This is a genomic window from Actinoplanes sp. NPDC051633, from assembly GCF_040681735.1.
Lineage (GTDB): Bacteria > Actinomycetota > Actinomycetes > Mycobacteriales > Micromonosporaceae > Actinoplanes.
Genome location: NZ_JBFAZH010000067.1, coordinates 1 through 13,898 on the forward strand (window position 1 = coordinate 1; position 13,898 = coordinate 13,898).

General features: G+C 71.0%; 17 protein-coding genes. 9 read left to right on the top strand and 8 right to left on the bottom strand.

What is annotated here, in order from left to right; genetic code table 11:
• From AB0M20_RS06615 to AB0M20_RS06625, 3 genes are all read left to right on the top strand, one after another.
• The coding region (locus tag AB0M20_RS06615) for a hotdog domain-containing protein (protein WP_364294797.1) at positions 1-276 on the top strand (276 nt) is incomplete at its 5' end.
• On the top strand, positions 276-929 hold the full coding sequence (locus AB0M20_RS06620; RefSeq protein ID WP_364294800.1) for a hypothetical protein: 654 nt from the start codon (positions 276-278) through the stop codon (positions 927-929). The genes AB0M20_RS06615 and AB0M20_RS06620, both read left to right, overlap by 1 nt.
• Before the next feature lie 128 nt (positions 930-1,057).
• The gene (locus tag AB0M20_RS06625; RefSeq protein WP_364294803.1) at positions 1,058-1,648 is read left to right on the top strand and encodes a YbjN domain-containing protein; all 591 of its coding nucleotides are present in this window, start codon (positions 1,058-1,060) and stop codon (positions 1,646-1,648) included.
• Positions 1,649-1,887: 239 nt separating this feature from the next.
• On the opposite strand, the gene AB0M20_RS06630 is transcribed toward AB0M20_RS06625, so the two are convergent.
• The 4 genes from AB0M20_RS06630 to AB0M20_RS06645 form a co-directional block, all read right to left on the bottom strand.
• Positions 1,888-3,150: a delta-60 repeat domain-containing protein gene (locus AB0M20_RS06630; protein WP_364294806.1), complete on the bottom strand. Its 1,263-nt coding sequence runs from the start codon at positions 3,148-3,150 to the stop codon at positions 1,888-1,890.
• Between the two features lie 31 nt (positions 3,151-3,181).
• The gene (locus tag AB0M20_RS06635) at positions 3,182-3,589 is read right to left on the bottom strand and encodes a globin (RefSeq protein WP_364294809.1); all 408 of its coding nucleotides are present in this window, start codon (positions 3,587-3,589) and stop codon (positions 3,182-3,184) included.
• Complete coding sequence (locus AB0M20_RS06640) at positions 3,586-4,947, bottom strand: MFS transporter (RefSeq protein WP_364294812.1); 1,362 nt, start codon at positions 4,945-4,947, stop codon at positions 3,586-3,588. The genes AB0M20_RS06635 and AB0M20_RS06640 overlap by 4 nt, the downstream gene beginning before the upstream one ends.
• Positions 4,948-5,135: 188 nt before the next feature.
• Positions 5,136-6,143 carry a mechanosensitive ion channel family protein gene (locus tag AB0M20_RS06645; protein WP_364294842.1) on the bottom strand — a complete coding sequence of 336 codons (1,008 nt, stop codon included), beginning with the start codon at positions 6,141-6,143 and terminating at the stop codon, positions 5,136-5,138.
• A 246-nt stretch (positions 6,144-6,389) separates the two neighbouring features.
• On the opposite strand from AB0M20_RS06645, the gene AB0M20_RS06650 reads away from it, so the two are divergent.
• On the top strand, positions 6,390-6,941 hold the full coding sequence (locus tag AB0M20_RS06650) for an HNH endonuclease (RefSeq protein ID WP_364294815.1): 552 nt from the start codon (positions 6,390-6,392) through the stop codon (positions 6,939-6,941).
• Here AB0M20_RS06650 and AB0M20_RS06655 read toward each other — a convergent pair.
• Positions 6,938-7,735 (bottom strand): class F sortase, encoded by a 798-nt coding sequence (locus AB0M20_RS06655; RefSeq protein WP_364294818.1) that lies wholly within the window; start codon positions 7,733-7,735, stop codon positions 6,938-6,940. The two genes, AB0M20_RS06650 and AB0M20_RS06655, sit on opposite strands and share 4 nt — an antisense overlap.
• Before the next feature lie 10 nt (positions 7,736-7,745).
• Entirely contained in the window at positions 7,746-8,234 is a 489-nt protein-coding gene (locus AB0M20_RS06660; protein ID WP_364294821.1) for a hypothetical protein, read from the bottom strand.
• A gap of 190 nt (positions 8,235-8,424) precedes the next feature.
• Here AB0M20_RS06660 and AB0M20_RS06665 point away from each other — a divergent pair, with 190 nt between their 5' ends.
• On the top strand, positions 8,425-8,730 hold the full coding sequence (locus AB0M20_RS06665) for a hypothetical protein (RefSeq protein WP_364294824.1): 306 nt from the start codon (positions 8,425-8,427) through the stop codon (positions 8,728-8,730).
• Between the two features lie 112 nt (positions 8,731-8,842).
• On the top strand, positions 8,843-9,241 hold the full coding sequence (locus AB0M20_RS06670) for a DUF5130 family protein (protein WP_364294845.1): 399 nt from the start codon (positions 8,843-8,845) through the stop codon (positions 9,239-9,241).
• On the opposite strand, the gene AB0M20_RS06675 is transcribed toward AB0M20_RS06670, so the two are convergent.
• On the bottom strand, positions 9,238-9,792 hold the full coding sequence (locus tag AB0M20_RS06675; protein ID WP_364294827.1) for a Uma2 family endonuclease: 555 nt from the start codon (positions 9,790-9,792) through the stop codon (positions 9,238-9,240). The genes AB0M20_RS06670 and AB0M20_RS06675 overlap by 4 nt on opposite strands.
• A 40-nt stretch (positions 9,793-9,832) precedes the next feature.
• Entirely contained in the window at positions 9,833-12,385 is a 2,553-nt protein-coding gene (gene pepN, locus AB0M20_RS06680) for an aminopeptidase N (protein ID WP_364294830.1), read from the bottom strand.
• Between the two features lie 130 nt (positions 12,386-12,515).
• Here pepN and AB0M20_RS06685 point away from each other — a divergent pair, with 130 nt between their 5' ends.
• The 3 genes from AB0M20_RS06685 to AB0M20_RS06695 form a co-directional block, all read left to right on the top strand.
• Complete coding sequence (locus AB0M20_RS06685; RefSeq protein WP_364294833.1) at positions 12,516-13,145, top strand: disulfide bond formation protein DsbA; 630 nt, start codon at positions 12,516-12,518, stop codon at positions 13,143-13,145.
• A 49-nt stretch (positions 13,146-13,194) separates the two neighbouring features.
• Positions 13,195-13,383: a hypothetical protein gene (locus tag AB0M20_RS06690; RefSeq protein WP_364294836.1), complete on the top strand. Its 189-nt coding sequence runs from the start codon at positions 13,195-13,197 to the stop codon at positions 13,381-13,383.
• 11 nt (positions 13,384-13,394) lie between these two features.
• Positions 13,395-13,898, top strand: a 504-nt coding sequence (locus AB0M20_RS06695; RefSeq protein ID WP_364294839.1) for a DUF1015 family protein, incomplete at its 3' end; no start/stop codon positions are given.

Genomic DNA, 13,898 nt, shown 5'->3' on the forward strand with positions numbered 1-13,898 from the left:
GCCGTGTTCTTCCCCTCCTTCGAGAAGGGGATCGTGATCTCCCGGCACGAGATCGACTACCTGCGCCAGGTGGACGCGGGTCCGGTGCGCATCCAGATGTGGGTCTCCCAGCTGCGCGCGGCCAGCTTCACCGTCTCGTACGAGCTCTTCGACGGTGACGTGCTGGCCTGCCGGGCGAAGTCGGTCTGCGTGCCGTACAACCTGGCCGACGGCTATCCGCGCCGGCTGACCGACGCCGAGCGGGAGTTCCTCGAGCCATACGTCGAGACGGCCTGATGGACCACGGCCTGACCGGGATCGGTGACGCCGGCCCCTTCCTGGCCCGGGTCGTCCGGCTGGACCGTGCCGCCCCGGTGCGGCTTCGATCGGCCGGCGCGCGGACCGCGCTGTGGGCCCGGCTGCCGTGGGAGGTGCTGGTCACCCGCGAGGTCGACGGGCCCGGACCGGGCGACGTGACGGTGTCGGCGTCGGCGCTCCTGGCCAATCTGTCCGCTGATCGGACGGCTCTGCCGCCCGCCCGGGACGCGGACTGGCGGTGGCCGCTGCCGCCGGTCGGCGCCGCGGTCGTGGAGACCATTGCGACCGCCGAGCTCGGCCGGCTCGCCTCGGCCGCGGCCGGGACGTTGCGCGAGGTCACCGGCGGTGGGCTGGGCCGGGCGGTGGGGCAGCGGATGGTACGGGACGCGCTCCTGGATCACGTGGCGCTCGTGGTCACACCGGCCGAGGGCGAGCCGATCGAGGTCCCGCAGCGACTGGTGCAGGCGGCGTCGCGGATGGGTTTCCTGGGCCGCTCCGAAGTGGACGCTCCGGATACGCGAGTTTACGTGGCGAAACGATGGCTGGGTCTTTCTGCACCATATGGAGTGGCGTGGCTACAACGGGTTAACAAATTGACCGTTATGCCTATCTCTACTCACCCGAAAGGGTGATGCCGCATCGGCTGTCCGGTCGCGCCCTCCAGTTGGGGGGATGACCTCCGAGATCTGTACGGGTAGCGTCTGGCCCCGGGTCCCCGCTACGTCCGGCGGACGGCCTGCTGGGGAGTGAGGTGCGCACGATGCCGTGGTGGTCATGGCGTCCCGGATCGGCCGGCGGCGGCGAGCGGGAGACCGGTGGCGAGGTGGCGTTGCAGAGCAGCGTTCGCGTCGGGGTTCCGGCGCAGCGCGAGCCCGGCCAGTCCGGGCATTCCGGTGTTCCGGCCGAGCTGCCCAAGGCCGACGAGCCCGACCGCGTCGCGCAGGTGACGCTCGCTCGCATCGGCAAGGCCCTCGACCTGCTCGACATCAGATTCCTGGCCGACGGCGGCGGCAGCCTCCTCGCGATGTGGGAGCGGCACGCCGTGCTGTTCACCCTCGAGGGGCCCGACGACGAGATCCTCGTGATGCGCGCGCGCCCGCACTCGACCGTCCCGCCGGACTGGGCGGACAGGGCCTACCGCGTCGTCAACGAGTGGAACCACACGCGCCGCTTCTGCAAGGCCTATGTGGGCGACCCGACCGAGCGCGGCCAGCTGCCGATCTACGCGGAGCTGCAGGTTCCGCTCAATTCCGGCGCGCACGACGCCCTGCTGGTCGAGATGCTCGACTGCGGCGCGGCCGTCGCCACCTCCTTCGTGGACTGGCTACACGACGAGGGCGCTCTTCTTTGATGGTCGTCGCTTCGCTCCTCCGGCATTTCGCCCCGAGGAGCCGGTGACTTAGGCACGAAAAGAACTTCGGCTGTGCCTCGTCCTTTTCGCACCTAAGTCACCGGCGGGCGAAATGCGACTCTGGTCGCGGCTTACCCAAGCGATCGCCGCGGGTAAGCGGAGCCGGCCTACTCAACGATCACCAAGCATCAGGGGATCGGGAAGCGAAACCAGTCGCCGCGGAGCGAAAGCGGCGCCCACTAGCTGAGCGGGAACATTCCGATGCGGCCGTGAAACTCCTTGCCCAGCTGGTCGGTGTCGGAGCCGACGAGCAGGCCGTTCGAGGTCACCACGAAGGAGCGGACGCCCACGCCGCGGGTCCGGGTCGGGTTCCACGACAGGGCCTTGCCGGTGGTCGGGCTGATCGCGCCGATGCCCACCCGGGAGACCGCGCCGGCGCCCGGGCCCTTGGCGTCGGTGCCGTACGGGTTGTCGAGGTAGCGCTGGTGGCCGCCCACGTACACGGCGGCTCCGGTCACCGCGACGGCATAGAGCGAGTCGCCTCCCGTGCGCTGCACCCAGATCGGGTTGTGCCGCCCGGCGCCGGCCACGTCGAAGCGGGCCGCCGAGTCGCACAGCTTGGTGGGCGAGGAGGCCCGCCCGGTCGCCGCCACCACGAAGTATCGCCCGTCCGGCGAGAACTTCACCTGCCTGAGGTACGTGTCGAAGCCCTTCATGCACTCCGCCTTGTACGCGTCGGTGTACCAGTCGGTGAGCCGGGCCGCCGCCCCGGACACGTCGAACATCGCGATCTGCGTCCGGTCCGCCCCGCCCGCCTTCAGCAGCGCGCCGACGGCCACCAGGTAACGCCCGTCCGGCGAGATGTCGAAGTGCTCCACCCGCGTGCGCTCCAGCCCGGGCGCGGTCAGCTTGGCGTCGAAGCCGGTGTCGACCACGCCGGTGATCGCGTTGAGCCGTGCCAGGCCGGCGCGCGCGGTGCCGTTGATCGCCGAGAACGTGCCGGCCGCGTAGAGCCGGCCGTTGCTCACCGACAGGGCCCGCGTGTCGCCCCAGTTGATCCGGGCGGTGAAGTTGCTGATCCGCTGGCTGGTGGCCAGCGAGACGCGGGTCACGCCGCGCTGGGCGGTGCCGTTGACGGTCTTGAACGAGCCGCCCATGTAGACGGTGTTGCTGGCGCCGGCGGTGAGCGCGTACACCGCTCCGTCGATGGCCGGCGCGAACGGCCGCACCACGCCGTCCCGCAGGCCGTAGGCGAAGATGTTGCGCCGCGCGTACTTCTGCGTCTTGGCGGCATTGGTCACTTGGGTGAAGCTGCCGCCGACGACGACCGTGTCACCGACCACGGCGATCGACCACACCGTCCCGTCCATGACGTGTGGGGTGAAGTCCACCGGGTTCGCGGAGACCACCGCGGAGTGGGCTTGGTCGGCGACGGCCGGCGCAGAGCCCAAGAGACCGGCGAGGGTCAGCAGAGCGGCGGCGGCGAACAGGTTGCGGCGCATATCGGGATGAACGACGCGCAAGCACCTCAGGTCACTCGCTGTTGACCATGAAATAGGCGGCGCGCTCCAGGTACTCCCACAGGGCGTCGTGGTGCTCCGGCGGCAGCCCCATCGAGTCGACCGCGTCCTGCATGTGGGTCAGCCACGCGTCGCGGGCGGCGGGGGAGACGGTGAAGGGCGCGTGCCGCATGCGCAGCCGGGGATGCCCGCGCGACGCCGAGTACGTGTTCGGCCCGCCCCAGTACTGCATCAGGAACAGCGCCAGGCGGTCCTTGGCCGGCTCCAGGACCTCCTCCGGATACATCGGCCTCAGCAGCGGATCGGTCGCCACGCCCTCGTAGAACCTGTCGACCAGCCGCCGGAAGAACGGCTCACCTCCGACGGCGTCGAAGAAGCTGGATCGGGCCGGGGTCACCGGCAGGTCTCGTGGTGCGGTCACCCATCCATCCTGCCAGCCGCCTCGCGGAACCGATGCCGGCCAGGGGTGGGCTCGGTCACGGCCCCGGGGGGCGGGTTCTCCGCCCTTGCCGAAGGCTCAGCGGCCGGTAGCAGCACGGCCTCGCCGGGGACCGGCTCGGGCGTCCGTACCCGGGGCCACCGCCCGGCCAGCAGCAGCATCGACAGCACCCCGGCCACACTCCACACGCCGACCACCAGCGGCACCGACCAGCGTTCGGCCAGCACGCCGGTGACCAGCACCGCACCGCCCTGGAAGACCTGCAGACCCTGCTGCATAACGCCGAACGCGCGAGCGCGGTAGCCGTGCGGCAGAGTCAGGACGAAGTGCGTGTTCAGCGTCGGCATCAGCCCGCCCTGGGCGACGCCGGAGAGCATGGTGAGCAACACCACCACCGGCACCGGCGGCGCGGCCAGCGCCGGGACCAGCGCCAGGGGAGCCAGCACGGCGAACGGCCGGATCAGCCGGTGGCGGGTCTCCTGGGAGACCAGCCGGCCGACGGCCAGCCCGCCGATCACGAAGCCGACCGGGCCGGCCGCCATGATCAGGCCCTGGTCGATGCCGCGGGTGACCGAGTCGTGCCCGCTGTGCGCCGCCCACCCGGCGGCCAGCCCCTCGGGCACGATCGCGAACGCGGCCATCGCGAACACCATCAACGCGATCGACCGCAGCACCCGGCTGCCGAAGACGAGCCGGAACCCGGCCGCGGTCTCCCGCAGCAGATGGGTGCGCTGCTCCGCCGGCACCGCAGGCGGCCGGGGCAGCACATAGGCGCGGACCAGCAGGGCGGAGGTGCCGAAGAGCACGGCGACGATGGCGATGGCCAGCTGCGGGTTGGCGGCGGCGGCGAGGGTGGCGCCGGTCAGATAGCCGGCGACCTGCGCGGCCTGCACGCTGGTGGCGTTCGCGGCCATCGCGACGGCCAACCGTCCACGGTCGAGCATCAGGGGCATCAGCGCCGACCGGGCCGCCTGGATCGGCACCCCGCCGAGGGTGACCAGGAACATGACGGCCAGGACCATGGGCCACGGCACGCCGGGCACCACCAGCAATGCGACCACGGCCATCCGCGCCAGGTCGCAGAAAACCATCACCCCGCGGTACGCGTGCCGCTCGGCCAGCGCCGACAACACCGTCCCGAAGAGCAGCCAGGGCAGGTAGCTCACGGCGAACGCGGCCGCCGACAGGCTGATCGACTCGGTCTGCCGGAAGACCAGCACGACGACCGCGGCCCGGGCCAGGTAGTCACCGATCCACGACGCGACCAGGGCGAACCAGACCGCTCGATATTCCGACACCGCGAAGACGTCCTTGAACGTCACCGGTCGGTCGTCGGACACCCATACCCCCTGTCGCACCCCCCCCGCCACGCTCGGAGGAACGTGACGATGCAAGTGCATATGCCTTGTGCGGATTCTGCCCGATCGTCCGACCGGTGGCTAGGGCGTACGGACCGAATGGCGGTCATTCGGCTGAGATCCGACATCACCCTTTCGCCTTATTGGTAGCCACGGTACCGAACCATCGATCACGTCGTTGAAGAAGTCCCGTCGCCGGTCGGGTACGGCGCGGCGGGCCGGGGAAGCAGCCGGGAAGCGGCGATCCGCTCCGAGATCCCGGAACTCTCCAGCGCCTCGGTCAGCGCGCGGCGCAGCTCCCGCTGCACCGGGATCTGACCGTCGGCCGTGGTTTTCGCGATGGTCCGGATGGTCGCGCCGTCCACGGTCATGGTCTCGACGCCGATCACGTCCGGCGGCTCGAGGAACTCGGTGGCGTGCGCCGTGTCGTCGGCCACCGCCTTGGCCGCGGTCCGCATGACGGCCATCGCCTGCTCGGAGTTGACGAAGCCGATCGGGATGTCGATCACGACCATCGCCCAGCCCTGGCTCTTGTTGCCGACCCGGATGATCTCGCCGTTGCGGACATACCAGAGCACGCCGCGCGCGTCGCGCACCGTGGTGATCCGCAGGCCGACCGTCTCGACCACGCCGCTGGCGTCGCCGAGGTCGACCGAGTCGCCCACGCCGTACTGGTCCTCCAACAGCATGAACAGGCCCGCGATCAGATCCTTGACCAGGCTCTGCGCGCCGAAGCCCAGGGCCACGCCGACGATGCCCGCGCTGGCCAGCAGCGGGCCCAGGTTGAACCCGAACTCGCCGAGCACGAGCAGCGCGGCGAGGGTGAACACCACCGCCGTGACGAAGCTGCGCAGCACAGACCCGATCGCCTCGGCCCGCTGCCGGCGGCGTTCCGGGATGAACTGCCCCTCCTCGGCGGTCGCCGCGGCACGTTCCTTCAACGGCTTCAGCAGGGCCGGCATCGAGGCGCGCGAGGTCGTCGACGTGAGCCGCCGGATGGCCCGGTGCAGCGCCCAGCGGATGAGCATCGCGATCAGGACGATCACGATGATCCGCAGCGGCTTCACGATGACCCAGTAGCTGCTGTTCGCCAGCCACTGATTGCCGGTCAGGTCGAAGACGCGGCTGCACAACGGATCGCCGGGGCAGAGTTGCGTCACGTCGGGCGACTTGAAGATGTCACCGGATGGGCTCGGGGTCGGAGTAGGGGCAAGAGGTAACACGGGAGACCACCGTACCGGTCCGGTGGCCGAGAGCCCGTCTCCGAGGACCTCAGACGTTTACCGGCCGGCCACAGATTGTGCTCGCAATTCCGTCATTCATCAGGGACTATTGGCGCACGGACAACGGTGATCGCCGGTGTCCCAATCTAGACGTCCAGCACACGGGAGCGGTGAAAGCAACACACCGGAAAGGTGAGCACGATGCCTGACATACGACCCACAGTGGGCTCCTCCGCGTTGGTGTTGAACGCTACCTACGAGCCGCTGTGCGTCGTATCGGTGCGTCGAGCGACCATTCTCGTGCTGACCGCCAAGGCCGAGTGCGTCTCCGACGGCGACGGCATTCTGCACAGTGCACACCACGCGCTCCCGGTGCCCTCGGTGGTTCGTCTGACCAGGTACGTGCGGGTTCCCTACCGCACCCACGTCGGCCTGTCGCGGCGCGCGATCTTCGCCCGTGACGGCGGGCGGTGCGCCTACTGCCGCGGCTCGGCGGAGACCATCGACCACGTGTTCCCGCGGTCCCGCGGCGGCCTGCACGCGTGGGAGAACGTCGTGGCCGCCTGCGCCAAGTGCAACCACAGCAAGGGCGACAAGACGCCGGCCGAGCTGGGCTGGCGGTTGCACAAGCCGCCGGCCGCACCGCGCGGCGTGGCCTGGCGGGTGCTCGGTCACCGCACGCCGGACCCGAGGTGGGCCGACTGGCTGGGCCTGCCCGCGGCCCCCGTCGTCGCCGAGGCCGAGGCGGCCTAACGCTCCCGCGAGCCGGTGAGGCTCGCGAAGACCACGATGTTGTCGCTGTAGCCCTGGTCACCGCCCAGCCACGTGCCGCCGCAGGTGACCAGGCGCAGCGACGGCCGGCTGTAGTCGCCGTACACGCGCTTGATCGGCAGTTTCGCCTTCCCGAAGTTCTCCACCGAGTTGACCGTGAAGATCGCGACCTCACGGTCGTCGCGGAAGACCTCGACGGTCTGTCCCGGCTTGAGCTGGGCCAGGTGATGGAAGACCGAGGGACCGGTACGCGTGTCCGCATGCCCGACGATCAGCGCCGGCCCGAACTGCCCCGGCGTCGGCCCGCCGGAGAACCAGCCGGCCTCGTTGTGCCGCTGCAGCGGCGGCACATCCACCGACCCGTCCTTCGCCAGTCCCACCTCGAGGATCCGCGCCTCCACCTTGATCGCCGGGATCGCCAGCCGCACCGGGCGGCTCGGGTCGAGCACCGGGAACTCCCGCGGGGGCGGCTTGTCCGGGCCGCGGAACCATCGCGTCACGTCGAAACCGGTGGCGTTGCCCAGCCCCATGCCGACACAGAACAGGCCGACGAAGACCAGCGCCGCCGCGATCCACCCGATCGGCAGCGGTCGCCGGCCACGCACCGGCCGGGGCGCCGGCAGCGGGCGGCGGCGCCGCGGACCGCGGCCCGGCGCGTGCGGTGGCGCGGGCAGCCGCCGCGGCGGGGCGACCACCTCGGCCGGGCGCTTGCTCGCGACCGAGGCGGGCACCCGCTGTCCCGGAATCGCCGGCTTCGGGACGACCGGGCGGCTCACCGGACCGCCCTCAGCCGAGGCGGCGACGCCGCAGGGACACGAACGCCAGCGCCAGTCCGGCCGCGATCGCGGCCACCCCGCCGCCGATCAGCATCGGCGCGGAGCGACCGGGAGCGGTCCCCCCGCCACCGGTGGCCGGGCCCTGCGCCGGCTCGACCCGGGCCACGACGTGCAGGGTGCTGGTCGCCTTCTGCTTGTCCGGGCAGGTGAGCGTGACCGGGTAGTCGCCCGGCCGGGCGGTGGCCGGGACCCGGGTGGTCGCGGTGAGGAAGCCGAAGTTCGGCTGGACCTGGACGACGCCGAACGGGCTCGACGAGACCGTCGCCGCCTGCAGGTTGTCGGTGCAACTCGCGCGGACGCTGACCTCGTCACCGGTCCGGACGGTGCTCGGGTTGGTCTCGACGAAGATCGCCGCCGCACGCGCGGGCAACGGGGCGGCGAACAGGACGATCAAGCCGACGGCGAGCGCCGATAGGACGGCGGTGACGGGTCTGCGCATGAGCTCCCCCTGAGGCACGATCGTTCCGCAACGGCGCGTGAGGGTGATTTTCGCACCTCGCGGCCCATTCCGCGTAGATCCCGACGGCGTGAGTAACCGGTATGAGACCCGACGCCATGGCAGAAGCCGCACTCCGCTACCGTGATTGACGTCGGATCATCGCCGCACGAGGCGGCTGGAGGCGTTCAGGTTGTCCGTACTCAACACTGTTCTGGTCTTCGTGGCCATTCCGCTGGCGATCGTGCTGGTGGTGGCCGCGCTCGCCCGCACCGGCGGCGACTCCGGCCGCCAGTCGCGCCGATACCGTCCCGGCCGGCCATACGAATTCGCGCCGATGTGGTTCCTCGCCGCGCCCGAGCGGGTCGGCCCCGCGATCGGCGGCCGCGCATCCGAGCAGACCGCCCAGCCCGCGGCCATCGAGTCCGGCATCATCGAGGACTCGGCCGGCAACCCGAGGCGTCCCGGCCCGACAGGAGGCGCAAGTGACCGCTGGTGACCAGCAGGCGTCGACCGCGGTGGAGCGGTCGTCGACCGGCGTGGACGGCCCCGAGGGCTCCTCGCAGGCACCGCACCCCTCGAGCTCGGTGGAGGCGCCGGGTGGGCCGACCCTGACCGAGGACCCCCACAAGTCCGAGCCGGCGGCCGCGCTCGACGGCCCCTTCACCACCCGGCAGCTGCTCCGCCTCGACGAGGCGCTGCGCGTCGCCGACCAGCTGACCGGCCTGACCTTCTCGGTCTACGTCGGTGACCTTCAGGAGCCGGTCCGCGAGTCGGCCGAGGCGCTGCACAAGCAGATCGACGACCACCCGCGGGCGGTGCTCGTCGCGGTGTCGCCCAACCAGCGGGTGCTGGAGATCGTGACCGGCTCCGAGGCGCGCAAGCGGATCTCCGACCGGGACGCGAAGCTGGCGGCGCTGTCCATGGCGGCGTCCTTCGCGGGCGGCGACCTGGCCGGCGGCGTGCTGTCCGGCCTGGACCAGCTGGCGACGCACGCCGGCCGGCATTAGCTCCAGGTGCCGGGGGCCAGGCGGACCGGGTATGGGGTGTTGAGCTCTACCAGGTCTGGGCTGGTGATCGTGCGGTGCCGTTCGTAAGCGCCTTCTCTTAGGGCGTGCGTCAGCACTGTTGGGCCCTTCTCGATGCGCCAGTAGTGCGGGATGCCCGCCTCGGCGTAGAGGGCCGGTTTCAGCAGGCGGCCGTAGCGGCGACTGTGCGGAGTTTCCACCTCGACCACCAGCGCCACGTCCGCCGGGTCCGACCAGACCGCGCCCGATGAGTGCGGCCGCAGCACCGTCACGTCCGGGATCAGATAGCCGGCCCCGGTCGCGATGCCCAGCCGGCAGCACACCCACCAGCCCTCGGGCGCCGCACCCCGCAGCGTGGTCACCACCGCCCTGACCACCCGCTCCAGCGACTCGCCCGCCGGCGGCGTCACGTGCAGGCCACCGTCCACGATCTCGTAGCGGTGCCCGTCCTGCGGGAACAGGTGCAGGTCGGGCTCCGTCCACGCGCCGCCCGGCGCGCTCCACCGCGCCAACGCACCCGGACCGGTCGTCACCCCGCCACGATACTCACTGAACGTGGCGGGGTGGTGACGATCATTGCGCGTCGCGCTCCCGGGCCTTGATCGCCCGCAGCACGGCGTCGCGGCCCTCGGCCACCAGGCGGCGCAGCGACGGGTTGTGCCCGTCGACGGCCAGCCAGGCGTCCGTCCGGTCGACCGTCTCCTGCCGCACCTGATACGCCGGGTACGCCATCATCACGAACTCCTGCGCCGGCTCGCTGTCCGACCGCTTCCATACGTCGTCCACGATCTCGAAGAACTCATCCGCGTACGGCGCGGTCAGCGCGACCTGCGTCGAGTGCTGGAAGCCCTGCAGCAGCGAACGGTGCAGCCAGTTGGGCAGCTCCTCCGCGCCGGTGAGCCGCGCCCAGACGTCGGCCTTGTTCGCCGAGGTCGGCAGCAGCGCCCGGGCGTACGCCGCCTCGCGCTCACCGCTGGCCGTCCGGTCGCCGTCCAGCTCCCGGCCGATCTCCTCGTCGGTCGCCTCACCCATCGCGGCCAGCGCCTCGAGCAGCGACCAGCGCAGCTCGGTGTCCACGGTCAATCCGGCCGGCACGCCCTCGCCGGCCAGCCAGCCGCGCAGCGTACCCAGATCCTGCGCGCCCCGGGCCGAGCCGATGAACGCCCGCGCCCAGGCCAGCTGGAATCCGCTGCCCGGCTCGGCGGCCGCCAGCGCCGCCTTCGCCGTGTCGGCGAGCTGCGTCCAGCCGGTCGGCGCCCAGTCCGGGTCGGCGTACATGGTCAGCGCGGTCTGCGCCTGGCGCAGCGTGGCCGTGGTCAGGTTGATGTCGCGCTCGGCGGGCAGCCCGCTGCACACCAGCGCCACGTAGTCGCGGGTGGCCAGCTCGGCGTCGCGGACCATGTCCCACGCCGCCGCCCAGCACAGGGCGCGGGACAGCGACGAGTCGAAGCCCGCGATGTGAGTCACCACGGTCGACATCGAGCGCTCGTCGAGGCGCAGTTTCGCGTACGTGAGGTCGGCGTCGTTGAGCAGCAGCACGTCGGCCGCGCGCACCCCGGCCAGCACCGGCACCTCGGTGCGCTCCCCGCTAACGTCCAGCTCGAGCACGTCACGCCGGACCAGCCGGTCGCCGTCGACGTCATAGAGGCCCACCCCGATCCGGTGGGTACGCAGCGTCGGGTACTCCGCCGGCGCCTCCTGCTGCACCACGACACTCGAATACGTGCCGTCCGCGCCGATCTCGATCACCGGCCGCAGCGTGTTGACCTGCGCCGTCTCGAGCCACTGGGCGGCGAACTTGCGCAGCTCCCGCCCGGACGCCGTCTCCAGCTCGCTCAGCAGGTCGTCGAAGGTCGCGTTGCCCCACATGTGCTTGCCGAAATACGCCCGCAGCCCGGCCAGGAACGCGTCCAGCCCCACATAGGCCACCAGCTGCTTGATGACGCTGGCGCCCTTGGCGTACGTGATGCCGTCGAAGTTGACCTCCACGGCCTCGAGGTCGGGCATCTCGCAATACACCGGGTGCGTCGAGGACAGCTGATCCTGCCGGTAGCCCCAGTTCTTGCGGATCGACAGGAACGTCGTCCAGGCGTCGGTGAAGCGGGTGGCGCTCGTGTTGCACCAGTGGCTGGCCCACTCGGCGAACGACTCGTTCAGCCACAGGTCGTTCCACCAGCGCATGGTCACCAGGTCGCCGAACCACATGTGGGCGAGCTCGTGCAGGATCGTGTTCGCCCGCTGCTCGTACTCGTAGTCGGTGACCTGCGAGCGGAAGATGTAGTGCGCCTCGGCGTGCACCACGCAGCCGAAGTTCTCCATCGCGCCGGCGTTGAAGTCGGGCACCCACAGCTGGTCGTACTTGGGCAGCGGGTAGCGCACGCCGAACTGCTCGTGGAAGAAGTCGAAGCCCTGCTTGGTGATCAGGAACAGCTCGTCGGCGTCCATGTACTGCGCCATCGACGCCCGGCAGTACGCGCCCAGCTCGATCCCGTCGTGCGAGTCCTTGACCTCGTGGTACGGCCCGGCGCACAGCGCGGTGATGTACGAGCTCATCCGCACCGACTGCGCGAAGTGCACGGTCTTGGCGCCGGCCCCGGCCGGCTCCTGCGACGCGACCGTCGCGTTGCTGACCACCTTCCAGTGGCCCGGCACCGTCGCGTGCCACGTGAAAACGCTCTTCAGGTCGGGCTGGTCGAAGCAGGCGAAGACGCGCTGGGCGTCGGCCGTCTCGAACTGGCTGTAGAGGTAGATCTCCTTGTCGACCGGGTCCATGCTGCGCTGCAGCCCCTGGCCGCTCGCCGAGTATGCGAAGTCGGCGTCGACGACCAGCGTGTTCCGCTCGGCCAGCCCGGTCAGCGTCAGCCCCGCCTCGGCCGACCACTCCGCGGTGTCCACCGGCGTCCCGTTCAGCGTCGCCGACCGGATGCTCGACGCGGCGACCTCGATGAACGTCTGCGCACCGGGCTCCGTACAGGTGAAACTGACCTCGGTGACGGAACGGAACGTGGCCTCGCCCGGGTTGCCCGAGCCGTCGGTCAGGTCCAGGGTGATGTCGTACCCGTCGACCGAGAGCAGGCGGGCCCGCTCGGCAGCCTCGACCTGGGTCAGGTTACGAACTCCGGCCACGATCACTCCATTCCGCTGGCGGCCGAGGACCCCGCGGCCCCCGTCGACGAGTTTCCACGCCAGCCTATGTCCTCGCGGCGTGGCACACGTCACCCGGAGCGGGCCGACCTGACGAGAGAGGATCGGGTTCATGACTGATCGCCGCAACGTCGACATGTGGTTCGACCCCATCTGCCCGTGGGCGTGGATGACCTCGCGCTGGCTGCTCGAAGTGGAGAAGGTGCGGCCACTCGACGTGAGCTTCAACGTGATGAGTCTCTCGGTGCTGAACGAGGGGCGGGACGAGCTTCCCGAGCAGTACCGGGACCTGATGGAGAAGGGCTGGGGCCCGGTGCGGGTGTGCATCGCGGCGGCGGAGGCGGGCGGCCCGCAGGTGCTGCGCGACCTCTACACCGCCCTGGGCAATCGCATCCACCTGGAGAAGTACGAGCTGGGCGAGAAGCTCTACACCGAGGCGCTGACCGAGGTGGGCCTCGACCCGGCGCTGGCCGACGCGGCCGGGAGCAACGCCTGGGACGACGCGCTGCGGACCAGCCACAATGCCGGGATGAAGCCGGTCGGCACCGACGTGGGCACCCCGGTGATCCACGCGCCCGGCCCCGAGGAGGGCACGACCGTCGCCTTCTTCGGCCCGGTGGTGACCCCGTCGCCCAAGGGCGAGGCGGCCGGCCGGTTGTGGGACGGCGTCGTGCTGGTCGCCGGCACCCCCGGTTTCTACGAGCTCAAGCGCACGCGCGACCTCGGCCCCATCTTCGAGTAATCAAGCGTCGCCCTTGCTCGTTGAGCCGGGCGTGGGTGCAGGAGATGCCGTGGCGACCTCGTTCCTGTCCGTGCAGCGAGGCGCCTGGGAGGACCCGGCGGTGGCCGCCATGGTGGCGCCGCCGGTGACCGTCGTCAGCATTCCCATCGAGAGGCCGATGGGCTCCTGGCGGCGCGCACAGTTGCAGAGGTCACGGGGAAACATGCCGGTGGGCCGGCACAGGCGGCCACCCCGGTAACGTGGCTCGCCATGACGGTCGCGCACCCGATCACCAAAGCCTGGATCAGCGCCGCACGCACCGGCGCGCAGAACTACGACGAGTTCGCCGACGACGCCGAGATCACCGAGATCATCGCGGCGAACCCGGACTCCGCACTCGCCGTGGAGATGCCGCACCTGGCGCCCGGCTCGCTCGGCAAGACGTTCACCGAGTCACTGCCCGACGCCGCCGCCCGGCTCGCCGAGCAGACCGCCCGCGGCGCGTACCGGCCGGCCGAGCGGGTCGCCGTGCTCTACCGGATCAGCTCGCCCGCGGAGCCGCCGGCCGTCGGGCTCTGGGCGATGGTCGACACCGACCAGATCTCCGCCAGCGCCGACGAGCCGGGCCTGGTGATCCGCAACGAGGACGTCTTCATCGCTAAGGTGCGCGAGCGGGTCGCCCTGGCCGAGACGCTGGGCACGCTGCTGTCGCCGGTGCTGCTGATGCAGACCGGGCGTGGCGAGGAGCTGCACGCCGCGCTGGTCGCCGCCGCT